We start from the raw sequence: 25,078 nt of genomic DNA, 5'->3' as shown, positions 1-25,078 counted from the left end.
ACAAGACATGAAAAAAATCACGAAATTTTTTGCGGTATTATTGACTGCTGTAATGTGCTTTTCGGGCTGTTCGAGTGATGATAACGAATCTCAGGACGCAGCAGTAGTTGTAAAAACTAAAGATAAAGCTCTTTTATTGGTAACTTTTGGCAGTACCTGGGATGAGCCTCAGAAGACATACGATGGTATGCTTGATACATTCAAAAAGGAGTTTCCGGATGCCGATGTTTATTTATCGTTTACATCTACAACCTGTATAACCCGTTGGGGGGCAAAAACCGGAGAGTATTACGCAACACCTGATCTTTGGCTTAATGCAATCGGTAAAGCAGGATACAAAGACGTGATGGTACAATCGCTGCACGTAATACCCGGTGAAGAATATACTCTATTGAGAGACTATTATGTGAAAAATTTCAAGAAAGCATATACTTCTATTCCTGTTGTATTAGGAGAGCCGTTGTTGGTAAGCGATGAGGATATAAAAGAAGTTGGTGACGCTTTATATACAGCTTTCAAACCTCAGTTGGAAAAAGGAGAAGCTGTAGCTTTTATGGGACACGGAAATCCTGAATCGAGTTATAGTAATGCAAATATGAGCTATCAGAAAATAAAGACTTATATGCAGACTAAATGCGATAAGAAGATGTTTGTTGGTACTGTCGATTGCGAAGATATGTTGATAGGAGCTGTAATAACTGATCTTAAAAATACAGTTGCATCCAATACCACTATAAATCTTACACCGCTTATGTCTATAGCCGGAGATCATGCGAATAATGATATGGCTGGCGATTATGATAAAGCCGAAAAAGCAGAAGATCAGAGCTGGAAAGTACAATTAAACGCTGCCGGATACAAAGTGGAAAATTCCAACTGCATTCTTAAAGGGTTAGGAGACTATCCGGCTGTTGTAAATGTATGGATAAGGCATTTGAATGAAGCAATTGCTGCCCAAGAATAATTAGTCCTTCTTACACACTCTATATAATAATCATTTTCTTGAACTGCATAGCTATAGACCCAACTGTAGCTATGTTTTTTATGTGTATGTTTCCCTTTTGGGAAAACTTTTTTGATAAATGTTGATAAATAGTTTTCCGAAATGAACAACATTCTCAATTTTTTGTTAGATATTTGTATGAGATTATTGGTGTCACAAACTCGTTTCTTCGAGTGAGTGATGAAAAGGGAATCAGGTGAAAATCCTGAACAGACCCGCTGCTGTAAACTCTTTTTCGGTTTTAAGCAATACCTCAATGCCACTTTTAGTATTAAAGGGAAGGCTGCTTTGAAACCTGAGTAAGTCAGAAGACCTGCCAATAATGATTAATGATTTTGTCTTTCGGGAAATGAAGACCGGTCATAAGATTTAATTTCTTATATATTTTTATCCAAAGGATAATACTTTCAGTGATGGAAGTAAAATGTTTGTTATATTTTGAAAATATGATAGACATGGGAAATTATACCTTCTGATTTGTTGCTTTCCGAACGGATGTATTTCTAAAAAATATGAAGTTGGAAATGGAAGTTAGTTCGTTAACAAAAGAAGAAAAAATATCAGCCAAACGGTTGGCTAATTCTATTTTGGATGTTGCGATCCTTTTACTCGAATCGGGGGCACATTGCGAACGAATCAATAGAAATGTGCAGCGAATAGCCGATACTTATTCATTTAAAGTGGATATGCTGTTGACTTTCACGGCTATTTCGGTTACAGTTACGGATTTAGCCGATGCTGATAATACTGCTACCATTAATAAAAAAGTAAGGCATCATGGAGCGCATTACGGGATTCTGACAAATACAAGTATTCTGACTTGGAATTTTTATGAAAAAAGAGAGTCTGTTGACGTGTTGGAAAAATGCTTGGAAGAGTTACGCTCTATGCCTAAACATTCTATATGGGTGGTGCGTCTGTTTATAGGAGTTGCCTGTGGTTGTCTTTGTTTACTGGCTGGTGGTAACTGGATAAACGGATTATTTGCTTTCTCTGCATCTTTTGTGGGACTGATTGTTCGTCAGGAAATGGTCAAATATCATTTCAATCTGATGATTGCGATTGTTTGTTCTGCTTTTGTCACAACTACAATATCGGGTCTTGATACATTGTTGCATTGGGGTGCAAAACCGGATATAGCTGTAGCGACAGCTGTATTGTTTCTTATACCCGGCGTTCCTCTCATAAATTGTATTATCGACCTGTTCGAGGGATATATACCTACGGCAATAGCACGAGGAGCTTTCGGAGGCTTTATTTTATTGTGTATAGCTGTCGGAATGTTTTTAAGTATGAATTTGATCGGTATAAGTAATTTTTGAGATATGTGGATGGATATTTTAAAGGATGCCGCTTTAAGCTTTTTTGTTGCACTCGGTTTCGCATTATTATTTGAAACTCCGAGAAAAGCATTATGGGTTGCTGGAATACTCGGGGGATTGGGGCATTGCATCCGTTTTACTATGCTGCAGTTCGATTTTGGGCTGGTTGCTTCTACTCTTTCAGGTACATTGTTTATCGGTCTTGCCGGAATATATTGTGCGCATCGTATACATACACCTCCTGTCGTTTATACTTTGCCAGCCTGTATTACAATGATCCCGGGTTTGTATGCATACAGAACCATGCTCGGTTGCATTCGTATTTATGGAGAAGGAGTAGGGCAGACGTCTTCGACTTTACTTCAAGATACTGTTTACAACTTTATATTGACCTCTTCTTTATTGTTTTGCCTGGCTATAGGTATATGTGTTGCCGCATTATTTTTCAGAAAGAAGAGTGTAAAGGGGATTAAACAGATAAGTGATTTAGGATTGAAAATATTTTAAGGTTTCAGAGTTTTTTGTTTAGAGTCTGCAGCCTTATTGATACAAGGAATATAAACAAGAAGGACTAAGTCCTTCATTTTAACAAAACGAGATTATGAAAAAAATATGTCCACGCTGTTCTGACAGCTTTGTGTGCCGTGAAGACCGCACCGATCTTTGCAGTTGTACCCGCATTTATTTATTGTCGGGAGTTCGTGATTATGTAAAAGAGAATTACGATGAATGTTTGTGTCCATCTTGCCTGAAAGAAACCAGTGCGAATTTCCATTCGTTTGGTGTTAATCCAAGATTTCAGGTTAGTAAACATTAAGGTCTGAAGCCTATTGATTCTATTACATCAACCGTTTATAGCGATTCGGCAAAGTTCAGGTAAACTTGATTGCTCTCACCGCTTAAACGTTACTTAGGCAAATATAATGACCCGAGTCTGTTACAACTAAAAAATATCATTAAATACTTGCTGTTGTGTTACTTAATAACGGCTGACGGATTATGGTTTATTGATAATTGATTGATTCTCTACAAAAACAACTTAAAAACGATATGAACTTTTCCGAAATTCAAATAGTCAAACGTGATGGCAAGCAGGAGTCTTTTTCTATCGAGAAGATTAAGAATGCTATAACCAAGTCGTTTCGGGCGAGCAATTTACCCGATGGCGAACGGGAGATGTACGATATAGCTTTTGCTGTGGCAACTGAGATTAAAACACCTAAAACATCAGTAGAAGAAATTCAGGATCTGGTGGAAAAGGAGTTGATGAGGCGTAATCCGGTTGTTGCAAAAAAATATATCATCTACCGAGAGTGGCGAAATATAGAGCGTCATAAGAAAACTCAAATGAAACATATTATGGATGGTATCGTTTCTATTGAGAAGAATGACGTAAATCTGGGAAATGCTAATATGTCGGCACATACTCCTGCGGGGCAGATGATGACTTTTGCATCGGAAGTTACAAAGGATTATGCAGAAAAGTATCTGGTAAATAAAGAATATGCTCAGGCTCATAAAAACGGAGACATACATATTCATGATCTGGATTACTATCCGACCAAAACGACGACTTGTTTGCAATATGATTTGGAAGAGTTATTCGAAAAGGGATTCAGAACGAAAAACGGAAGTATTCGTACTCCACAGTCGATACAAAGTTATGCAACGTTAGCAACCATTGTTTTCCAGACCAATCAGAATGAACAGCATGGGGGGCAATCTATACCGGCATTTGATTTTTTTATGGCTAAAGGTGTGTTGAAGACGTTTCGTAAACATTTACGTTCAAATCTCTTACTGCTTCTTCAATTAGACGGAAACTCGGTTAATGAAGATTGGTTAAAGAATCAGGTTGAAGCACTAGTCCCTGGTATTGAGTTATTGTCTTCTCAAAAGGGTGACTTGCTGGCTTGTTTGAATAAACAACATTCATTGATTAGTGCCGAACATTTGGAAGCTGTATTGAAAAGGTCATTAGAGAGTAGCCGGAAGGATACTCATCAGGCGATGGAAGCATTTATCCATAATTTGAATACGATGCATTCGAGAGGAGGTAATCAAGTTGTCTTTAGTTCTATAAATTACGGTACGGATTCTTCACCCGAAGGCCGTATGGTTATTCGTGAGCTATTGGCTGCAACAGAGGAGGGACTCGGAAATGGAGAGGTTCCGGTATTTCCTATTCAGATATTCAAAGTTAAAGATGGTGTTTCTTATTCCGATGAGGATTACAGTTTGGCGATGACTGATTTCGATGCGGCATTGAATGGTGCATTTTCTTTTAAGTCACCTAATTTCGATTTATTGCTATCAGCTTGCCGGACAACTTCTGTAGCTCTTTTCCCTAACTTCATGTTTTTAGATACTCCTTTTAATAAGCATGAAAAGTGGAAAGCGGATGACCCTAAGCGATATCTTTATGAGACCGCTACAATGGGATGCCGTACCCGTGTTTTCGAAAATCTGCATGGCGAGAAGAGTTCGGTTGGTAGGGGTAATCTATCTTTTACTTCGATGAATTTGCCCCGTTTGGCAATAGAAGCCCGGATGAAGGCAGAAAGCCTTTATCCGGAAAGAGACAAGCAGGCTATCCAGCAGGTATCACGTGAATTGTTTCTTAAATCGGTAAGTGATCTGACAAAAATGATTGCTGAGCAGTTGTACGACAGGTATGAGTATCAACGTACAGCATTGGCTCGCCAGTTTCCATTTATGATGAATAATAATCTATGGAAAGGTGGAGAGCTTTTGGAACAGAATGAAGAAGTAGGAGATATTATCCGTTCCGGAACTCTCGGTATTGGTTTTATCGGCGGACACAATGCAATGGTTGCTATCTATGGCGAAGGGCATGCCATTAATAAGCAGGCATATCAGACCTTATACGATGCTATTCTGGAGATGAATAAGGTTGTAGATGAGTATAAACTGAAATACAATCTTAATTATTCGGTTCTGGCTACTCCTGCGGAAGGTCTATCCGGTAGATTTACGAAAATGGATAAGAAGAAGTATGGAGTTATAACAGGTGTTAATGACAAAGATTACTATGTGAATTCATTTCATGTTGATGTAAAGGAACACGTTAATGTTGCTGAAAAAATTAAATTGGAAGCTCCTTTTCATGCTATAACCAAAGGCGGACATATTACGTATGTTGAACTGGATGGAGAAGCGAAGAAGAATATTCCGGTAATACTTAAGATTGTGTATCTGATGCATAAAGAGAATATTGGATATGGTTCTATAAACCATCCTGTAGATACTTGTCGTAAATGTGGTTATAAAGGTGTGATTTATGCGGAATGTCCTTTGTGTAAAAGCGAGAATATTGTGCGTATGCGGCGTATTACAGGATATCTGACAGGCAGTCTTGAATCGTGGAACTCAGCAAAACAAGCAGAAGAAAAAGATAGGGTAAAGCATGTTTAAAGATCCTTTGAGAATACTGAAAATATATGAAGAAACGATAGCCGATGGTGAAGGTTTCCGTTATTCTATCTATTTGTCGGGATGCAGCCATCATTGTAAAGGTTGTCATAATCCCGACAGTTGGAATCCTGCTTTGGGTACATTGTTGACAGAAGAATGGCTGGATCGTATAGTGAATGAGATAAATGATAATCCTTTATTGGATGGGGTGACTTTTTCGGGAGGGGATCCGTTTTTTTATCCACAATCGTTTCTTCAATTATTGAAAGCTGTTAAAGAACGAACAGGTAAGAATATCTGGTGTTATACCGGATACACATACGAACAATTGATTGAGAGTAAGGATCTGGCTACATGTCTAGGATACATAGATGTTTTGGTAGACGGGCGTTTCGAGAAAGATCTTTATTCACCGTCTTTAGCATTCAGAGGAAGCAGCAATCAGAGGATTATAAAGCTGGATAAAACATTCGATCATTCGATTGTTTGCAGGATGCTGTTACCTAAGGCTAAGAAGTAGTGTTTTTAATTTGGCTCTGCTTATTTTGCCGTTTTCGGTAAGAGGTATCTGTTCTATTTGTATTGTTCTCTTTGGTATAAAATAAGGCGGGAGAGTAGTCTCTAGTTCAGTAATATTAATAGTTGTATCATGCTCTATTACAAGTACTACTATTTCTCCGAATTTCGGATCAGAGATTGAGGATATTGCAAAATTGCCGGAAATACAGCTTTTTAGTAATGTTTCGACTTCTTCTATCTGGATTTTGACACCTCCGCTATTGATGATGTTATCTTTACGTCCTATGATACGAAAGCTGCCATCTTCTAACAGTTCCGCTATATCGTTGGTCTGAAGCTTTTCTGTATTTACCAGAGGTGCATCTATGATAAGCGTTTGTTCGGCGGACAGACTGAGAGATACCGAATCAAAAGGATAGTACCGATCAGAATAATCCTGTCCGTTCAACTTACGCAATGCAATATGAGATAAGGTTTCCGTCATGCCGTAAGTTGAATATACATGATTCGGAAACAGACGTATTTCTTCGGCTATCTGAGGATCGATTGCTCCACCTCCTATAATGAGGTGCTTGACCCGGGAAAGTTTTTGTTTTTGTTCTTTGTCTTGAAGGCTGTTGAATACCTGCATAGGAACCATTGCTGCAAAGTCGTATTGTGTTGTGTCATTTTTGAGAGGGTTGCCGCTAGGTGTTGTTATATATAAATCCAGACCTGCAATAAGAGATCGGACGACTACCATCTTTGCCCCGATATATTTTAGATCCATGCAGAGCAGAGCCTTGTCTCCTGCTTTTAAACCCAAAAAAGAACATGTAAGCCGGGCACTTTGCATCATTCTTTCTTTTTCGACCTGTATTTCTTTTGGTATACCTGTAGAACCGGATGTTTGTACAGTAAGAGTGGGATTATCAGAAAACCAATCGTGAAGAAAAGAGTACAGATCATTCCAAAACGGGTTATTGAATACCTGAATCATTTCAAAGTCTTTAGCTGAGTAGTTTACCCCTTCGATAGTGATTGTCTGTTGTTTTCTGTCAAAATTGTACATTTTACAAACTGTTTGGATCGAAAAAATTACCTTCAGGATTATACCAAAGACAATCGCCTTTTATCTCTAAAGGCATATCTATATTGTTTGTATATAACGAACCTGTACCTAGCCCTTGTGGCAATGAATTATGAAAGGTCGAACACCATTGAGCAATTGCATTCAATCCTATATTAGACTCTAGAGCCGAAGTTATCCACCAGTCCATTTTCATAGAATTGGCTAGCTCTATCCATTCGGTTGCTCCACAAATACCGCCATGTAAGGTAGGTTTTAATATGATGTATTGAGGCTTAATAGTTTCCAATAGCTCTTTCTTTTGTTCGGGATTATTAACACCGATCAATTCTTCATCCAGAGCTATTGGTAAAGGTGTATGTTCGGTCAGATATCTCATTTGTTCCCATTGCCCCGCTTTGATAGGCTGTTCGATGGAATGAAGATCAAGTTCGGCAAGCCGTTTCAATTTATCTAAAGCATCATCGGGTGAAAATCCACCGTTTGCATCTACCCTAAGGGTAATATCTGTTGCAGAGAAATGTTTACGTATATGTTTCAACAGGTTCAGTTCGTCGTCGAAGTTGATAGCTCCTATTTTTAGTTTGATGCACCGAAAACCTTGCTGCATTTTTGCCTCTATCTGCTCAAGCATATAATCATAATCGCCCATCCAGATAAGTCCGTTGATAGGTATTCCGGCGGAGCCATTCGAAAAAGGAGTATTCCAAAGTTTAAAGCTGCCTTGCTGTTCAAGCTGTTTTATCGCAGTTTCGAGTCCAAACAAAATAGATGGATAGTTTCTGAGTTTTTCTGTATTAAGATATCCGTCTTTTTCAAGTTCTTTACAGAAAGAACGGAGTTTGTTCTCGTAATCATCATTGTAATCGCAGCTTAAATCAAACAACGGGGCACATTCACCTATTCCCCAAAGCCGAGGATTATCGGATGATGAAACGATTACGTACCATATTTTATGATCGGTGTAAACGCCCCGCGAAGTACCCGCAGGACGTTTAAACTGTAAGTTATATGGTTTTATCTGAACCTTCAAAGAGGTCTCAGGTCTATCTATTGCTTTTGTAAGCATAACAACAAAAGTAAGTTATCACATTGAAATATATCATTAAATACTTTCTGTTACCTAATAATACCAATCAAGGAAATTTAGGGAATTTTTTGAAATCTGGTTTACGTTTTTCAAGAAATGCGTGCTTACCTTCCTGCGCTTCATCTGTCAGATAATAGAGTAGGGTAGCATTGCCTGCAAGCTCTTGTATACCGGCTTGTCCATCCAGTTCTGCATTCAGACCCATCTTGATCATACGTAATGCCATCGGGCTGTGCTGCATCATTTCATGTGCCCATTTTACGGTTTCATCTTCCAACTGATCAAATGGTACTACAGTATTAACCAATCCCATTTCGAGAGCTTCCTGAGCTGAATACTGACGGCAAAGGAACCATATTTCACGGGCTTTCTTTTGTCCGACTATACGAGCTAAGTATGAAGACCCGAATCCTGCATCGAAGCTACCTACTTTAGGACCTGTTTGTCCGAAAATAGCATTATCCGAAGCAATTGATATATCACAAACTACCTGAAGGACATGTCCGCCACCGATAGCATAGCCGTTTACCATTGCAATAACAGGTTTAGGCATCGAACGGATCAGTTTTTGTACTTCAAGTACTTGCAGACGAGGTACACCGTCTTTACCGATGTATCCGCCTTTACCTTTTACATTCTGATCTCCTCCCGAACAAAAAGCCTTATCTCCTGCACCGGTCAGTACGATTACATATATATCCTGATTCTCATGACAAATACGCAAAGCATCTGCAATCTCCATTGTTGTTGTCGGAGTGAAAGCGTTACGGTAGCGTGGACGATTGATTGTTATACGACCTATTCCTTCGAAGTAATCGAATAGAATATCTTCATATTCTTTGATGGTTTCCCATTTTCTTTCTGTAGCCATAAGTAAGCAACTATTAGTTTATATAGATATTTTATGTTTTATAGTTATTTATTGCATTTATACTTGCTCGAACAATAAAAAAGTCTGAGACCTTATTTTTTTAGATCATGGTAATATTTCTGAAATGCCTTCTTGCATATATCCATATCCGCAATGACTTCCAGAATGATGGATTGTTCTGATTGTTCTACAGTAAATAATGTGAGGTGATTATTTAATTCGTCTTTATCCTTGGCTGATAGGTATGTAAACCCGGCAGCTTTAGCCCAATCACAGGATTCGGTTGTATGTTCTGCCGAAACAAATTCGTTAAGGGATTCTGATTTATTCAATCCCGGTAAAAGATGAAAGATGCCGCCACCTCCATTGTTTATCAGTAAAATTCTGAGATTCTTTATGTGTTTGATATTCCATAAAGCATTTAGTCCGTAGAAGAAACTGAGATCGCCGATAATCAGATAAACAGGTTTTTCTGAAACAGCAGCAAATCCTACAGTAGTAGGTAAAGTGCTTTCTATTCCATTTACACCTCTATTGCAATAAATTCTGATCGATGAATCTATCGGATATAGCTGAACATTACGTACCGCTGAACTATTTGCTATGTGCAATGCAGAGTTTATAGGTAGTATATTCAGAAATTTACCCGTAGCCCAAATATCACAAAAAGGTATATTATCCGCTGGATATTTTATCGCATTTGTTGGATTTATCCACTGCTTACAAAAAGTAGATTTTACCTCTTTTGGAATATTGCTATCTAAAGCGGTCAGAAAATCTGTCGGATCAGTTTTTATCAGATCTGTGAGAGATTGAAACAGATCGACCACCTCTCCCGATTTGCTCAACAGCCAATGTGCCTTTGGTTTATATTGCCTGAAGAAATGTTTTATTCGTTTAGAAACAATATGCCCTCCTAAAGATATAAGTAGATCTGGTCTATATAATTCTTTATCTTCATCGCTGAGTTGGTAGAGTAAAGCATCGAAATTAGATATAAACTCAGGAGATATACAGTTCGACAAATACTCGGTGAAGATTACACAATTGTGATCTTTTGCCAGCTTTTCTAAGATCGATATAAGTCGCTCCGAATAAAAACTCTGCCCTACAAGAATAATCCTTTTAGGTAGTTCTTTCCATTGTTCAGCATAATAAGATGTGTCGATAGTCTGTTCTATCTTTGGTGCATATATTCGCCTGATTTCGGGTAATGTTGGCTCCGAATAATCAAACAATGGTTCACCTAGAGGGATATTAATTTGTACAGGACCCGGAGCATCACTTGTACATGAAATAAGAGCTTCGTTGATCAGTCTGTTACAGTACCATTCGTCCGTATCATTACTTATTTCAGGTAGATTTACTGCTTTTTTCACCAGAGAACCGAATGCTCCCGGTTGAGGGAGAGTTTGACCATCCATTTGTCCTATCCATTGTGGTGCCCGGTCGGCTGATATAACGATAAGCGGTAGCTGCTGATAAAATGCCTCACTCACCGCCGGAGCATAATTTAGCAAGGCTGAACCTGAAGTACAGCATATCGCTACAGGACATTGTTTGGCTTGTATGATGCCAAGAGCATAGAATGCAGCGTTCCGTTCGTCAACAATAACATGACAATCAAAGAACGGCTCTTGCGAAAAAGTCTGCATCAAAGGTGCATTACGAGAACCCGGAGATAAAACAATATGCTTTATCCCATATGCTTTAAGCAATGCTGCTGTTTGTAATATGTTCTTTTTTGTTGAAAACATATCAGATATTTTCTATAATAGAGATAATTGTCTGCAGTTTATTTTCGGTTTCTTTCCATTCCGAAAATAAATCAGAAGAGGGAAGTATGCCTCCACCTGCATATAATCTTAATTTGTTGTCAAATATTTGCATACATCTCAGATTGACATACAGATCGGTTCTTTCTTCTGTATTCAGATTTCCTATAAATCCTGAGTAATAGCTCCGGTTATATCCTTCATTATCAAGAATGAAATTAAAGGCTTCTTCTTTAGGGAATCCGTTTATTGCCGGACTTGGATGTAGTAAGTCCAGCACATGTCCTATCTGGGAAGGGTTATCTAAATGAAACGAAAACTCACTTCTCAAATGCAATAGATTTCCGGCTTGGATGGTTTCCACATTGTTATGAGATGATGTTATACCTGCTTTCTGTAATTGCTGATGCATATAATCGGCAACAATCTGCTGCTCGAGTTTATTCTTATCGTCCCAAACAGCTGACGCTATATCCGATTCAGCTTTCTGTGTTCCGGCTAGTGCATCAGTGATCCATTGATTATCTTGACCCGATATCAGTCGTTCCGGAGAGCATCCCAACCAGGTTCCTGAAATAGGAGTATGGCATAGATATATAAAGCTATTCGGGTATTTTGAACAAGCCTTGGCAAATGAAGCTCCTGCTGAGAAACGGTCTCCTTTATCAATGTCAAAAGTCCTTGACAACACTAGTTTTGTACATTTTCCCGATTCCAATTCTTCTTGAAATAAATCGTAAACTTTGCAATACCTCTCAAATGAATTACAGTCTTCTTTATCAGGATAAGACGCAGGTCTGTACCCATTTTTCTGATGTAAATCCAGCTTTTTTATATAGTCCAGTATGTTCTGTTCGTTATTCAGGATTACATCCGGTTTTATTAATATAACAGGAGTACTACCCGTTATCTGATATGGTACAATTGTAAATCCGTTTTTTCCGTTCAGTTCAGATAAATTGGAGAATGTTTGGGTGATATCTGATTTTTGCATTATCAGGTTGATCGTATTTGTTTTCGGCAATCTGTATAAAGCAAAATGTATGTTATTATCTATCAGAGAATCTAAAATATTGTATTCCGTATGTTTGCTAAATTCCATTACTATAACTTGAATCTTTCTTGATGCTCTTTTCAGATCACATCAAATATGATGCTAATTTATGGTTTATTCGGCTGAAAACCGCCTTTTTTTACTTAAAAATGGTTTCTGATCATTATACATATGAGAAGAGCAGATGAATAGCTATTCATCTGCTCTTTTTTGTTATAGGTTTTGGTCTAAATAAAAGTCTGTGACCTTACCAGATAGATACTCGTTTTTCTTTTGGTATGAAAAGAGAGTCTGTTTCTGTAATGTTGAATGCTTTATACCAAGATTCAACCTGTGGAAGAGCTCCATCCACACGCCATTTTCCAAGGGCATGAGGGTCTATCTTTGTTAATCGGGTTATTTCCGCATCTCTGATATTACCAGCCCAAAGATTTGCATATGCAAGGAAGAAACGTTGTTGAGGAGTAAATCCATCGATCTTTTCTGTAGATTTACCGTCTCTTGTTTTCATGAATGCATAATATGAAACCTGAAGTCCGCCCTGATCAGCAATATTTTCTCCTAAAGTAAATTTACCATTGGCATGAAGGTCGCCAAGTACTTTTATATTATCGAAGAAATCTGAAAGAACCTTAGCTCTTTCTTCAAATTTCTTGGCATCTTCGGCAGTCCACCAATCAGACATATTACCATTCTTGTCGTATTTACGACCTTGATCGTCAAATCCGTGAGTCATTTCGTGTCCTATTACGACACCGATAGCTCCATAATTAACAGCATCATCCGCATTCATATAGAAGAATGGAGGTTGAAGTATACCGGCAGGGAAACAGATTTCGTTGGTAGTTGGATTATAATAAGCATTTACGGTCTGAGGTGACATTAGCCATTCTGCGCGGTCAACAGGCTTGCCTAGTTTGCCTAGCATGAAGTTGAATTCGTATTCAGATGAACGGGTCATATTTGCCCAATAGCTGTCGTCTTTGATTGTAAGAGACGAAATGTCTCTCCATTTGTCAGGATAACCGATTTTCACGATGAAAGTACCTAATTTTTCCTGAGCTTTAGCTTTAGTTTCTTTGCTCATCCATTCGAGGTTGTTGATACGTTCGCTCAATGATTCTTGTAGGTTCTTCACAAGGTTAAGCATACGTTCTTTCGCTTTAGGCGGGAAGTATTTTTCAACATACATTTGACCGACTTCTTCACCTAGTGATTCGTTGATTGTATTTACAGTACGTTTCCAGCGGGGTTGAATTACTTTGCTTCCGCTAAGTTGTTTTCCGTAAAATTCGAAGTTAGCATTGACAAAATTATCACTAAGATATTTAGCAGATGCATTTATTAAGCACCAAGACAAATATGCTTTGGAATCTTTTACTGGGGTCGCCTGAATTAATTTTATCGCAGCTGCTATAGGTTCAATCTGAGATACATTCAATTCTTTAAGGTCTTTTGCTCCTACAGATGTGAAGAATAGATTCCAGTCGAATTTGGCTACTGAATCATTCAAACTGGCCACCTGCATTTTGTGATAGTTTAGCTCAGGGATACGGGTTTTCTCTTTTTCGAAATGAGCTTTAGCTAAAGCCGTTTCTATTTTCATTATAGCTTCCGATGCAGTTTTTGCATTGGCTGCCGAGTACCCGGCATTTACAAACTGAGTTTGTATCAGTTTTACGTATCCTTCACGGAGAGCCTTAGATGTTGCATCTGTAGCAACATAATAATCTCTTTCGCCAAGTCCCAATCCACTTTGGTAGATATGAGCTATGTTTATCGAGCTATTCATATCATCTGCACCTACATAGAATCCAAAGAATGGAGCAGATGTATAGTGTCTGATTTTTGCAGATAGAGTGATAATATCTTCAACGGTTTTAGCTGCTTCTATTTCAGCCAGCTGGTCTTTAATTGGTGCAGCCCCGTCTTTGTTTAATTTCACACTATCCATCCCTATCTTATACAGATCTCCGATTTTCTGAGCAGTTGATCCGGAGTTATGTTCGGTCTTACCTAGCTCTTCAATCAGATCTTTGATCTGTTTCTGATTGTTTTCACGCAGTTGGTCAAAAGATCCGTAACGTGAATACTCATCGGGGATAGGATTGGCATCTGACCAACCTCCTGTTGCATAACGAAAGAAACTAGTACCTGGATTAGCAGTAGTATCTAAATTGTTTAAGTCGAGTCCTTTTTCCACGACAACCTCCTCCTCGGCTTTCGCCTTTTGTTTACATCCTATGGCAGCAACAGCTGTTACGGCTAAGAATGCGAATGGTAAATAATACAATTTTTTCATATTAAAGAAGTATTTTGAATTTCTTATTCATTTCAATTATGGCATATGAGAACATTAGAATCGCTATATAAATAAATGGTAATTTAGCCGTTACATTGCTTATTGAGGGGAGAAAATGTGCACAATAAAAAATAACTAACAAATGACTATAGTACATACTGGAAGACATCTTTCCCCAGAAATCGTTAGAGTTGCTGCTGTATTGGGATTTTTTTAAGACTAAGATAAATAGTCCTGGACATAATACAATTAGAGATATATAGAGATCATAAGTTACACCTAATCTATATGTAAACCAAGACTCTATAATCAACACAAAGATTGAAAAAATAATGGCTGTACAAAGAATGTAATCTTTGACCATTAAGAATAGATGCTTTTTATTCTTAATGATTATACCTAATAGTATAAATGAGACCCCTAAAAGAAAATTACGATAGAGAAATATATAATAAAATTTCTTTTGTAATGAGTATATTAATACAAATATAAGTAATGCTGTAATCAGATATGGAATAAAATTAGACAATGGGTATTTTTTTTGTATCCAGTATATTATAATTGTAGCTTCAATTAATATAAGCACATACCAAAGATGACCATATCCTACAATCATGTGGAAAAATAAATCCTTGAAAGAAGAAGTGCCTGTATAAAAATTAAATGCTGCATATATAAAAATCCAGACAAAGTATATCCGTAATAATTTTAATACATACTTTTTTATAAAGGTAGAGTCATTGATCTTTTCGGATAGAAAGTAGCCATTTATTATAAAAAAACAAGGAACAGCTATTCTTGAGATACCGGAGGTGACTATCCAACCCATAAAAGTAATATTACTCCATGGAACATGAATGAGTACTACCAAAAAAGCAAGAAAACATTTAAAATAGTCTAATGAAATATGCCTTTCCATATAAAAAACTACAAACTTTCCAATATTCGTTTAATAACCGTTTGTGCTGAAATCTCACGATTAGCAGCTTCTTGGATTACTATGGATTGAGGGCTTTCTATAACTTCGTCAGTTACAATCATATTACGGCGTACAGGCAGACAGTGCATAAAATAAGCATTATTGGTCAATGCCATCTTCTCTGTTGATACAGTCCATGATCTGTCTTTACTTAAAATTTTTCCATAATTGGAATCTGCAAAGGCTGCCCAATTTTTTGCATATACAAAATCGGCTCCGGCCAAAGCTTTATCCTGATCATATTCGACTTTTGCTCCTCTGACAAACTTAGGGTCAAGCTCATACCCTTCGGGATGAGTTATGACAAAATCGACATCAGCTTCGTTCATAAAGTCAGCAAAAGAATTAGGAACCGCTTGAGGCAGAGCTTTAGGATGAGGAGCCCATGTTAAGACTACTTTAGGTCTGTGAGTCTTTTTATATTCTTCAATCGTGATCAGATCTGCAAATGCCTGAAGAGGATGCCCTGTTGCAGCTTCCATACTGAATACAGGTTTCCCCGAATATTTTATAAACTGATTAAGAATTTTTTCTTCACAGTCATCTTGTTTATTTTCAAACTGAGCGAATGCACGTACCCCGATAATATCGCAATAACAACCCATTACAGGTATTGCTTCGAGTAGATGTTCTGTTTTATCTCCATCCATGATAATGCCGCGTTCTGTTTCGAGTTTCCATGCTCCTTGGTTGATGTCCAGAACTATAGTGTTCATTCCTAGATTCATTCCGGCCTTTTGGGTACTCAGGCGTGTACGCAGACTCGAATTGAAAAACACCATTAAAAGGGTTTTATTTTCTCCCAGATGCTTATATGCATATCTGTTTTTTTTTATTTCAAGAGCCTCTTTAACGGCTTCATTTAAGTTTCCCAGATCTTTAACGTTGGTATAAGTTCTCATTTTGGTATTCCTAACAATTATATAAATAAAAAGCTTTGTCTATTTAGTTGCATCAAACTATGCTGCATATCGTATTTTTATACGAAACAAATTATCAAAGATATAAGATTTTGAATTGATTACTTTCTTTTATTTGTAAAAATGTGTGTGGAACCACTAACTTAAGGTTTCAGACCTATTTACTCTTTTGGTAAAAAAGGCAACCAAAGTCTGTTATAAACTATTAATTTATCATTAAATACTTGCTGTCACTAAGTCTCTTTTAGAAAGATGAAAGTGATATACCGCCTGTCCCATTGGGGCATCCGCAGCCTTTTGCTGATCGGCATGATGTAGATATTACCAAAATGGCTAAAATCACTATAAAGATTAAATTTTTCATACGATGAATGACTGTATCTTATATTTATAGTTGCCAAAGTAGTAAAAAAGCAGAGTCCTTAAAAATAAATTGTACTTTTGCTGATAATAAAAATAATTTTTGTAGTGATTTCAGTAGAAGGATTAACTGTAGAATTCAGCGGGCGACCGTTGTTCGATGATATATCATTTGTTGTAAATAAGAAAGACCGTATTGCCCTTGTCGGAAAAAACGGAGCCGGAAAATCGACTATGCTTAAGGTTTTTGCAGGAATACAGGAACCAACACACGGTCGGATTTCTTATTCAAAAGATTTAACTATAGGCTATTTGCCTCAGCACATGACTTTGGTGGAAGGTAATACAGTCTTAGAAGAAGCATCTTTGGCTTTTGATCATGTTCAACAACTCGAATCTGAGCTCGAATCTGTCAATCAGCAAATGGCAGAACGGACTGATTATGAATCGAAAGAGTATCATGATCTGATAGAGCGTTCTGTTTATTTGAATGAGCAGTTTATGATGTCCGGTGGAGGTAACTTTTTGGCAGAAGTAGAACGTACTTTAATCGGGCTGGGATTCAAAAGATCAGATTTCGAACGTCCTACGAGTGAATTCAGTGGAGGTTGGAGAATGCGTATTGAGTTGGCAAAACTTTTACTCCGCCGTCCTGATGTATTACTGCTCGATGAGCCGACCAATCACCTTGATATAGAATCTATACAGTGGCTCGAAAATTTTTTGGCAACACGAGCCAATGCCGTGATACTGGTATCTCATGACCGGGCTTTTCTCGATGCAGTAACGATGCGTACTATTGAGATTGTTTTGGGTAAGACATACGATTATAAGGTAAGTTATTCGAAATATGTTGAACTGAGAAAAGAACGCCGTGAACAGCAAATAAGAGCATACGAAAATCAACAAAAGCAAATACAGGAAACTGAAGATTTTATAGAACGTTTTCGATATAAAGCTACTAAGGCAGTACAGGTACAGTCGAGAATAAAACAACTGGACAAGATTGAACGGCTCGAGATAGATGAAGAAGATAATTCCTCTTTACGTCTTAAATTTCCGCCTGCGCCTCGCTCAGGTTCGTATCCTGTTATAACCGATGAGGTGGAAAAATCATATGGAGATCATCTTATATTTAAGAATGTTACTTTAACCATTAACAGAGGTGATAAAGTTGCTTTTGTCGGAAAAAACGGAGAGGGCAAATCTACTTTGGTCAAATGTATAATGGGAGAGACCGATTTCAAAGGGAAACTCGAATTGGGACATAATGTGAAAATCGGATATTTTGCTCAAAATCAGGCTTCATTGTTGGATGAGAGTAAAACGGTTTTCGAAACGATAGATTATGTTGCAACAGGAGATATACGAACTAAAATACGAGATATATTAGGAGCTTTTATGTTCGGAGGTGAAGCTTCCGATAAAAAAGTAAAAGTACTGTCGGGAGGAGAACGCAGTCGTTTGGCGATGATACGCTTACTACTCGAACCTGTTAATCTTCTTATTCTCGATGAGCCGACCAATCACTTGGATATGAGATCGAAAGATGTATTAAAAGAGGCTATAAAAGAATTTGACGGAACGGTTATAGTTGTTTCTCACGATCGTGAATTTCTTGATGGACTGGTTGATAAGGTATATGAATTTGGTAATCAGCAGGTAAAGGAACATCTGTATGGAATATACGAATTCCTGCAAAAGAAAAAGATGGATACTTTACAGGAGTTAGAAAAGCCTTTAGCTTCAAAGAATGGTGAAGCTCCAAAAGAAGATCTTAAAGTTGTTCAGTCTGAAAATAAGTTATCTTATGAAGAACGTAAAGAGCTAGGTCGTCTGATAAAAAAACAAGAGAAACAAATTGCCGATGCTGAATCCCGAATAGAGAAACTCGAAACTGAAAAATCGCAGTTAGAAGAGGTTTTAGCTACACCTGAAGGTGCTTCGGATGCTGCTCTTTTCGAAAAGCATGGAAAGTTGAGTAAAGATATAGAAAATGAAATGAGTACATGGGAATTGCTGACCATGGAATTAGAGGAAATAAAAGAGAAATCCCGATAGGTTGTTTCTTTTTTAGATATTTAACGAAGGTAAATTATTGTCATTTTGATATATAGTTTACCTTTAGTTGTTTTTGTTGCATGTTTATTAAACAATATCAAAAAGCTGAGATTTTAACACTGGTCAATTTTATGAAAAAGAATGTAAAGAAAGGTTTGCTTATAGGAGGCGGAATTCTTGTTGTACTGCTCATTCTATTATTTACTGTTCCTTTGCTATTTAAAGGGAAGATAAAGGATGCGGTTATTAATGCTGCGAATGAAAAACTGAATGCCGAGTTATTTATTAAAGACTTTGGTATAAGTGCATTTTCTAATTTTCCAAACATTACATTATCTCTCGAAAATATGTCGGTAAGTGGAGTGGGGGATTTTGCCGGAGATACTTTGGTTAAGGCTAAGTCGGCAGATATCACATTGTCCCTTTGGGAAATAATAAAAGGAAATTATGCTGTGTCACGTATAAATATGGATCATGCACAGGTTTATGCCAAAGTATTGGCTGATGGTCGTGTCAATTGGGATATAATGAAGACTGATAGTGTATTCGCAGAGACTGTTAACAATGATACCGACTCCGGAGATGGAGGTTTTAAACTTCAGCTGCAAAAAGTATCATTAAATCATTGCAAGCTGTTGTACGAAGATCAATCTCTGAATATGAAAGTTTTATTATCAGACTGGAGTGGGGAGGTTTCTGGTGATTTTACGGCCAAGAATACAACTTTAAAAACAAAGTCTACCATTGGTGAAGTTTCATTTACAATGGATGGTATACCTTATTTATCAAGAATCAAGGGGCTGGCTGATGCTACAGTCGATGTGGATATGGACAAGATTAAGCTGACATTCGTTGAGAGTAATATTCAACTGAATGACGTAAAAGCGTCTCTTGACGGAACATTTAGTTTTGTCGGGGATGACGGCAAAGATTTTGACCTTAAATTAAAAGCTCCGGATACTCAGTTCAAAGATATTTTGTCTATCCTTCCTGCATTATATACAAATGACTTTAAAGACCTCAAAACGTCAGGAACGGCTTCGCTTGAAGGGTATGTCAAAGGTTTGATGCAGGGAGACCATTATCCTGCATTTGACTTTAAAATATTGATACAGGATGCTATGTTTAAATATCCATCTTTGCCGAAATCGGTCGATAACATAAATGTCATCATGGGTGTTAGTAGTACCGGTGGAGATTTGGATAACGTGGTATTAGATATCAGCAAATTTGATTTCACGATGGCGGGTAATCCCTTTTCGGCAAGTTTGAATATAAAAACTCTGATGAGTGATGCAAACCTAAAAGCCAAAATGAAAGGTATTATCGATTTGTCGATGATTAAGGATGTTTATCCTTTAGAAAAAGGAACTGATCTGAATGGGAAATTGACAGCAGATTTAAATGTAGCAGCTCGTATGTCGGCTATTGAGAAAGAACAATATCAGAATATTGATGCAAATGGATTTTTGAAGATCAACAATATGCAATATAAAAGCACTGCTTCCAAACCTATACTGATAAATAATGCAGAATTTCAATTTTCGCCACAGTTTGTCAATTTATCTACTTTTGATATTAAAATAGGAGATAACGATCTGTCTGCTAACGGGCGTTTGGAGAATTTAATAGCTTATGTATTAAAAAATAAAACGTTGAAAGGGGAGCTTCATTTGAAATCATCTTATTTTAATCTCAATGATTTTATGGATGCCGAGAAAAATACGGCAACAGCAAGTGCTGCTCCATCTGAAAACAAAGAAAAAACTTCTTCGGGAAGAACATCTCCCTCATCTGATAACTTTATGATACCTCAGAATCTCAATTTTTCTATGGATGTCGATATGAAAGATGTTGTGTACGGAAAAACGAATATTAATAATCTGAGAGGTGTTATAACGGTTAAGGATGGTATTGCCCGAATGCAGAATGTTTCGGCTAATGTGTTAGGTGGAATCGCTAAGATTTCAGGAGCATATAATACGGCAGAAAGTGTATCAGCTCCGAAAGTAGACCTGGCATTGAATATTAGCAAGGCTTCTTTTGCTGAAACATTTAAATCCGTGGAGGCTATCCAAAAGTTTGCTCCTATTTTTGAGAAAATGTTAGGGAATTATTCTATGGATATTAATCTCAATACTTCTATGGTGAGTAATATTTCTCAGATGCTGGGCTCTTTAACTGCCAGTGGTTTGATTCAATCTAACGAGGTGAAAGTCCAAAATGTAGAAGTCTTGAATGAGTTGGCATCTGCTCTTAAATCTAATTCATTAAAATCAATTACCGCTAAAGATGTAAATATACCTTTCGCAATAAAGGATGGAAAGATCAATACCAAACCATTTGCCATTAATATTGGAGATGGTGGGAAATTGAGTTTAGAAGGTATGACTGGATTAGATCAGACGATTAACTACAAAGGATCGGTAACTTTGCCTAAAAACATGTCTAATAATTTTGTGAATGCAGTTCCTCTTACGATAACCGGAACATTTAATGATCCTAAAATAAAAGTTGATGCAAAAAGTGTCATAGGTAGTATTGCCGGGCAATTGTTGGGAGGAACAAGCACCGGTAATGGAAAGACAGATAACATTTCGTCAAAAATAACTCAGAATAAACAAGTGCAAATCGCTAAAATACGCAGCGAAGCAAAAACTGCATCCGAAAAAGTAGTGGAAGAAGCTCAAAAAGCAGGACAGCAATTGATTGATGCTGCTGCTCCGAAAGGTGCTATTGCTAAATTAGCCGCTGATAAAGCTGCAGCCAAATTGAATTCGGAGGCGAAGAAAAATGCCCAAAAATTATTGGATGAATCAGAAGAGAAAGTGAAATTACTTGAAAATTGAAATTTCGGAACTCTAAAAAAAAAGAACAGACGTTTAATGTCTGTTCTTTTTTTTATGCTAAGCCTTTTGCCAGTTGTAACATTTCGGTTACAGAGGCATTTGGTCTTACTCCGTTTATAATAAATTGGACGTAGAATCCTCTTAATGCACCTTTTGGTAGTTCGGTATATCCTGATGGTGCGGTGTCTTTTAATCCTGCTTTCTGAATATCGGTCTGTGTCTGATTTATGTAGAGTTTATAACCCAACTCCTCGTCAGTTAATTGTCTGCACCATCGGACAGTCATTAAATGCCAGCTTTTATTATTATCGAATTTGATGTAATCGTCTATCGTAACACGCCCGTTCCATGTTACTATTATTGCGGCTTCGACAAACCCATAGAAATCTCCCGGTGCTACATCAAAAACATCTATGTCATTATCGTTATGGTCATGCTTTAAAGTCCATTTATCGTTGGCATGAAATCTGGCTCCTCCCGGCATCAAGTTAAATCTATATTTATTGGTGTTTTTGTTACTAAACCAATAAGTGTAATCGGCAACTGCTGCCGAATTACTGCCAGATTTACAAGTGAGCATTGTTCTTACATCACTTTCTGTACCGTTGCCGCACATTGCAAATAATTGAGCCACATCAGCATTTGAGGGGGCTCCCCATGCTCCTGTCGGAGCATCTTTGCCGTTTTCCTTTATCTGATATTTATATCGGTTCAATTCAAGATATTCAAAGTCGGCCCGGTTGTAGTATAAACCATAATATTTATTGATATCACTCAATGAGGTTTTGTATTTTTTCGGATCTAGGCGGTATCTCGAAAGAACAAGGTCAACTTGACTTCTTGTGGTTTCTACACTGGCCGGATAGTGGTTTATATTACTATTAAACCATAAATATTCTCCGATTTTTACAGCCTCATATTTTGCCAAAGTATTACGATTTGGGTCATAGAAACTAATAGCTATTGTACCCGGATTACTTGGATTTGGATTAGGGTTAGGCTGCGGTGCTTCATAATCTTCCGAACCTCCACATGCCAAGAAGACAGATGCCGAAAAAAGCATCGTTAAAAATAATTTGATTTTCACGAGTGTTGTTTTTTGTTGTTATTGTTCCGGTAAAGGTACAGTAAAATGTTTGACTTTGGTGATTCATGTTAAAAATTTTAAGTGTAAAGTTTGATTGAAAATTAATAAATGTTAAATATGTGCGTTTTTTATGTGAATAAAAAAATATACAGCCCTTTTTATTTTATTTGGAATTTTATAAAAAAAAAGACTTCCGAAGAATTATCTACGGACAGTCTTTTTAGTATTTTATTCTGTGATGATACTCAAAAGTATCTCTTTAGTTTTTTATTTTTCTCTGATAATTATATTTATTTGTGTTCCAGAAAGATTCCAATGGTCACGTATGCGGTTTTCGAGGAATCTCTTATACGGATCCTTTATCCATTGAGGAAGATTACAGAAAAATACAAAAGTCGGAACTTGTGTATTAGGTAGCTGAGTGATATATTTAATCTTAATATACTTTCCTTTATTAGATGGAGGAGGAGTACGCTCTATAATAGGAAGCAGAACTTCATTTAATTTATGAGTTGGAATTCTTACTTTTTTGTGGTTATAAACCTCTTTTGCTGTCTCCAATACTTTTAGTATACGCTGTTTAGTTAGAGCCGATGCAAAAATAATAGGAAAGTCTGTAAAGGGAGCCAATCGGTTACGGATAGCTTCTTCAAAAGTCTTGATAACTACCTGTTCTTTATTTTCAACTAAGTCCCATTTATTTACACATACAACTAATCCTTTTCGGTTTTTTTGTATGATCGAAAATATATTTAAATCCTGACTTTCTATACCTTGTGTTGCATCCAGCATTAGAATACAAACATCAGAATTTTCGATTGCTTTGATAGATCGTATTACTGAATAGTATTCTAAGTCTTCGCTCACTTTCCCTTTTTTCCGTATTCCGGCCGTATCTACTAAATAAAAGTCCATATTGAACTTATCGAATTTAGTATAAATGGAATCACGGGTAGTACCTGCAATATTAGTAACTATATTGCGATCTTCTCCGATAAGAGCATTCACAAATGATGATTTACCTGCATTAGGACGACCCACTATGGCAATACGGGGAATATTCTCTTCGTAATCCTCAAAATCGATCTCCTCATTAGTTGGCAGTTTTGTAATAACTTCATCCAGTAAATCTCCGGTTCCTGCTCCATTAATTGCCGAAATATTTATTGGATCACCCAAACCGAATGTGTAAAATTCGGCAGAAAGGGCATGTACATTAAAGTTATCAGCTTTGTTTGAGACTAATATAATTGGCTTTTTTGCCCGTCGTAAGATACCGGCTACACTTTGATCGAGATCAGTCACTCCGTTCATCACATCTACAACAAACAAAATAATGTCTGCTTCTTGAATAGCTATGGCCACTTGTTTATTGATTTCTTCTTCGAATATATCTTCCGAATTTACAACCCAGCCACCAGTATCCACAAGCGAAAACTCTTTTCCGCCCCATTCAACTTTTCCGTATTGTCTATCGCGAGTTGTTCCTGAAGTTTCATCAACAATAGCCTGACGCGATTGTGTCAAGCGGTTGAATAATGTTGATTTTCCTACATTCGGGCGTCCAACTATCGCTACTAAATTTCCCATAAATTCTTAAACTCTAATAAATAAGTAAGTATATACTGTTGATACCTTCTCTTGAAAAAACAAGAAGTTCTGCTTCTCTGTATTTTTTTTGCAAAGGTACACATTTTTATTGGTTTATGGTTGCAGGCCTATTTATTAATTAGCTGTGCAATGCAAAAACAGATTGATAAAGCAATAAAGACCAGTCCGTTTGCCGGACTGGTCTTTATTCTGTCTTATATAGCTTCCGTTTATGCGGAAATGTTTACTTTTTCTACAATTTCCATACCTTGCAGAATGGCTTTTTCATTCATAGGTAAAAGACCGTGATGTCTTGCCGGTAAAGTCTTTTTCAATCCCATCATTACATGTTCGAGATCTACTACGGGATTTATTTTGAGCAAGCCGCCCAATACAATCATATTGAACGCTTTTTGGTTTTGCATTTCTGATGCTTTTCCCATAGCGTCAACTTTATATACGGATATATCAGTTCTTGTAGGTGGACGATGAATTCCGTCCGGATCATATAAGATAATTCCTCCCGGTTTTACCTGCGATTCGAACTTTTCGAGTGAGGGTTGATTCAGAATAATTGCAATGTCATATTCGCTGACAATGGGCGAACTGATAACGTCATCACTGAGTATTACTGTTACGTTAGATGTACCACCCCGTTGCTCAGGACCGTATGAAGGAAACCAAGAGACCTCTTTTCCTTCCATCAATCCTGAATATGCCAGAATTTTACCCATCGATAAAACTCCTTGTCCACCGAATCCGGCTATAATAATTTCGTTAACCATAATTTTT

19 protein-coding genes and 1 riboswitch are annotated in these 25,078 nt (G+C 37.2%); of the genes, 8 read left to right on the top strand and 11 right to left on the bottom strand.

From position 1 onward, the window contains the following. Positions 1-7: 7 nt before the first annotated feature. From K322_RS0113980 to nrdG, 6 genes are all read left to right on the top strand, one after another. Positions 8-964: a sirohydrochlorin cobaltochelatase gene (locus K322_RS0113980; RefSeq protein WP_026627432.1), complete on the top strand. Its 957-nt coding sequence runs from the start codon at positions 8-10 to the stop codon at positions 962-964. A gap of 170 nt (positions 965-1,134) precedes the next feature. Continuing rightward, positions 1,135-1,338: riboswitch (cobalamin riboswitch) on the top strand. Positions 1,339-1,515: 177 nt separating this feature from the next. Next, positions 1,516-2,325, top strand: coding sequence for a threonine/serine exporter family protein (locus tag K322_RS0113975; protein ID WP_087880870.1), 810 nt, complete (start codon positions 1,516-1,518; stop codon positions 2,323-2,325). Positions 2,326-2,328: 3 nt separating this feature from the next. Continuing rightward, the gene (locus tag K322_RS0113970; RefSeq protein ID WP_026627430.1) at positions 2,329-2,832 is read left to right on the top strand and encodes a threonine/serine exporter family protein; all 504 of its coding nucleotides are present in this window, start codon (positions 2,329-2,331) and stop codon (positions 2,830-2,832) included. A gap of 94 nt (positions 2,833-2,926) precedes the next feature. Continuing rightward, complete coding sequence (locus K322_RS20695; protein ID WP_084158584.1) at positions 2,927-3,142, top strand: cysteine-rich CWC family protein; 216 nt, start codon at positions 2,927-2,929, stop codon at positions 3,140-3,142. Positions 3,143-3,375: 233 nt separating this feature from the next. Continuing rightward, positions 3,376-5,760, top strand: coding sequence for an anaerobic ribonucleoside triphosphate reductase (locus tag K322_RS0113965; protein WP_026627429.1), 2,385 nt, complete (start codon positions 3,376-3,378; stop codon positions 5,758-5,760). After that, entirely contained in the window at positions 5,753-6,280 is a 528-nt protein-coding gene (gene nrdG, locus K322_RS19530; protein ID WP_087880869.1) for an anaerobic ribonucleoside-triphosphate reductase activating protein, read from the top strand. The genes K322_RS0113965 and nrdG overlap by 8 nt, the downstream gene beginning before the upstream one ends. Here nrdG and K322_RS0113955 read toward each other — a convergent pair. The 8 genes from K322_RS0113955 to K322_RS0113920 all read right to left on the bottom strand — a co-directional run bounded on the left by K322_RS0113955 (position 6,260) and on the right by K322_RS0113920 (position 16,321). Then, positions 6,260-7,330, bottom strand: coding sequence for an AMP-binding protein (locus K322_RS0113955; protein ID WP_026627428.1), 1,071 nt, complete (start codon positions 7,328-7,330; stop codon positions 6,260-6,262). The genes nrdG and K322_RS0113955 overlap by 21 nt on opposite strands. A 1-nt stretch (position 7,331) precedes the next feature. Further along, positions 7,332-8,417 (bottom strand): o-succinylbenzoate synthase, encoded by a 1,086-nt coding sequence (locus K322_RS19525; RefSeq protein WP_051290816.1) that lies wholly within the window; start codon positions 8,415-8,417, stop codon positions 7,332-7,334. Between the two features lie 67 nt (positions 8,418-8,484). Further along, positions 8,485-9,309 carry a 1,4-dihydroxy-2-naphthoyl-CoA synthase gene (gene menB, locus K322_RS0113945; RefSeq protein WP_026627427.1) on the bottom strand — a complete coding sequence of 275 codons (825 nt, stop codon included), beginning with the start codon at positions 9,307-9,309 and terminating at the stop codon, positions 8,485-8,487. Between the two features lie 92 nt (positions 9,310-9,401). Continuing rightward, on the bottom strand, positions 9,402-11,066 hold the full coding sequence (gene menD, locus K322_RS0113940) for a 2-succinyl-5-enolpyruvyl-6-hydroxy-3-cyclohexene-1-carboxylic-acid synthase (protein ID WP_026627426.1): 1,665 nt from the start codon (positions 11,064-11,066) through the stop codon (positions 9,402-9,404). 1 nt (position 11,067) lies between these two features. Next, positions 11,068-12,186 carry an isochorismate synthase gene (locus K322_RS0113935; RefSeq protein WP_035332168.1) on the bottom strand — a complete coding sequence of 373 codons (1,119 nt, stop codon included), beginning with the start codon at positions 12,184-12,186 and terminating at the stop codon, positions 11,068-11,070. 199 nt (positions 12,187-12,385) lie between these two features. Then, a complete protein-coding gene (locus tag K322_RS0113930) occupies positions 12,386-14,440 on the bottom strand; it encodes a M13 family metallopeptidase (RefSeq protein ID WP_026627424.1) in 2,055 nt (684 codons plus the stop codon). A 1-nt stretch (position 14,441) separates the two neighbouring features. Further along, positions 14,442-15,359, bottom strand: coding sequence for an acyltransferase family protein (locus K322_RS21380; protein WP_026627423.1), 918 nt, complete (start codon positions 15,357-15,359; stop codon positions 14,442-14,444). A gap of 8 nt (positions 15,360-15,367) precedes the next feature. Next, positions 15,368-16,321, bottom strand: coding sequence for an N-acetylornithine carbamoyltransferase (locus K322_RS0113920; RefSeq protein WP_026627422.1), 954 nt, complete (start codon positions 16,319-16,321; stop codon positions 15,368-15,370). 486 nt (positions 16,322-16,807) lie between these two features. Here K322_RS0113920 and K322_RS0113915 point away from each other — a divergent pair, with 486 nt between their 5' ends. Together K322_RS0113915 and K322_RS0113910 are read left to right on the top strand one after the other, a co-directional pair. Next, positions 16,808-18,760: an ABC-F family ATP-binding cassette domain-containing protein gene (locus tag K322_RS0113915; protein ID WP_026627421.1), complete on the top strand. Its 1,953-nt coding sequence runs from the start codon at positions 16,808-16,810 to the stop codon at positions 18,758-18,760. A gap of 131 nt (positions 18,761-18,891) precedes the next feature. Then, positions 18,892-21,609 carry an AsmA-like C-terminal region-containing protein gene (locus tag K322_RS0113910; RefSeq protein ID WP_035332360.1) on the top strand — a complete coding sequence of 906 codons (2,718 nt, stop codon included), beginning with the start codon at positions 18,892-18,894 and terminating at the stop codon, positions 21,607-21,609. 52 nt (positions 21,610-21,661) lie between these two features. On the opposite strand, the gene K322_RS0113905 is transcribed toward K322_RS0113910, so the two are convergent. The 3 genes from K322_RS0113905 to K322_RS0113895 form a co-directional block, all read right to left on the bottom strand. Next, positions 21,662-22,696 carry a hypothetical protein gene (locus K322_RS0113905; protein WP_157279467.1) on the bottom strand — a complete coding sequence of 345 codons (1,035 nt, stop codon included), beginning with the start codon at positions 22,694-22,696 and terminating at the stop codon, positions 21,662-21,664. Positions 22,697-22,963: 267 nt separating this feature from the next. Further along, a complete protein-coding gene (gene der / locus K322_RS0113900; RefSeq protein WP_026627418.1) occupies positions 22,964-24,286 on the bottom strand; it encodes a ribosome biogenesis GTPase Der in 1,323 nt (440 codons plus the stop codon). Positions 24,287-24,516: 230 nt separating this feature from the next. Continuing rightward, the gene (locus tag K322_RS0113895; protein ID WP_026627417.1) at positions 24,517-25,071 is read right to left on the bottom strand and encodes a 2-oxoacid:acceptor oxidoreductase family protein; all 555 of its coding nucleotides are present in this window, start codon (positions 25,069-25,071) and stop codon (positions 24,517-24,519) included. Positions 25,072-25,078: the final 7 nt, after the last annotated feature.

Origin of the sequence: Indolivaga capnocytophagoides DSM 22835 (genome assembly GCF_000426485.1) — a bacterium.
Lineage (GTDB): Bacteria > Bacteroidota > Bacteroidia > Bacteroidales > Dysgonomonadaceae > Dysgonomonas_A > Dysgonomonas_A capnocytophagoides.
Note: the sequence above shows the minus strand (reverse complement) of the source record. Positions and strands in the feature narration are given on the sequence as shown.

What these genes read in the sequence shown, in the direction of transcription:
- K322_RS0113980 (WP_026627432.1), top strand. Translation starts at nt 8, where the DNA reads ATGAAAAAAATCACGAAATTTTTTGCGGTATTATTGACTGCTGTAATG.
- K322_RS0113975 (WP_087880870.1), top strand. Translation starts at nt 1,516, where the DNA reads ATGAAGTTGGAAATGGAAGTTAGTTCGTTAACAAAAGAAGAAAAAATA.
- K322_RS0113970 (WP_026627430.1), top strand. Translation starts at nt 2,329, where the DNA reads ATGTGGATGGATATTTTAAAGGATGCCGCTTTAAGCTTTTTTGTTGCA.
- K322_RS20695 (WP_084158584.1), top strand. Translation starts at nt 2,927, where the DNA reads ATGAAAAAAATATGTCCACGCTGTTCTGACAGCTTTGTGTGCCGTGAA.
- K322_RS0113965 (WP_026627429.1), top strand. Translation starts at nt 3,376, where the DNA reads ATGAACTTTTCCGAAATTCAAATAGTCAAACGTGATGGCAAGCAGGAG.
- nrdG (WP_087880869.1), top strand. Translation starts at nt 5,753, where the DNA reads ATGTTTAAAGATCCTTTGAGAATACTGAAAATATATGAAGAAACGATA.
- K322_RS0113955 (WP_026627428.1), bottom strand. Translation starts at nt 7,330, where the DNA reads ATGTACAATTTTGACAGAAAACAACAGACAATCACTATCGAAGGGGTA.
- K322_RS19525 (WP_051290816.1), bottom strand. Translation starts at nt 8,417, where the DNA reads ATGCTTACAAAAGCAATAGATAGACCTGAGACCTCTTTGAAGGTTCAG.
- menB (WP_026627427.1), bottom strand. Translation starts at nt 9,309, where the DNA reads ATGGCTACAGAAAGAAAATGGGAAACCATCAAAGAATATGAAGATATT.
- menD (WP_026627426.1), bottom strand. Translation starts at nt 11,066, where the DNA reads ATGTTTTCAACAAAAAAGAACATATTACAAACAGCAGCATTGCTTAAA.
- K322_RS0113935 (WP_035332168.1), bottom strand. Translation starts at nt 12,186, where the DNA reads ATGGAATTTAGCAAACATACGGAATACAATATTTTAGATTCTCTGATA.
- K322_RS0113930 (WP_026627424.1), bottom strand. Translation starts at nt 14,440, where the DNA reads ATGAAAAAATTGTATTATTTACCATTCGCATTCTTAGCCGTAACAGCT.
- K322_RS21380 (WP_026627423.1), bottom strand. Translation starts at nt 15,359, where the DNA reads ATGGAAAGGCATATTTCATTAGACTATTTTAAATGTTTTCTTGCTTTT.
- K322_RS0113920 (WP_026627422.1), bottom strand. Translation starts at nt 16,321, where the DNA reads ATGAGAACTTATACCAACGTTAAAGATCTGGGAAACTTAAATGAAGCC.
- K322_RS0113910 (WP_035332360.1), top strand. Translation starts at nt 18,892, where the DNA reads ATGAAAAAGAATGTAAAGAAAGGTTTGCTTATAGGAGGCGGAATTCTT.
- der (WP_026627418.1), bottom strand. Translation starts at nt 24,286, where the DNA reads ATGGGAAATTTAGTAGCGATAGTTGGACGCCCGAATGTAGGAAAATCA.
- K322_RS0113895 (WP_026627417.1), bottom strand. Translation starts at nt 25,071, where the DNA reads ATGGTTAACGAAATTATTATAGCCGGATTCGGTGGACAAGGAGTTTTA.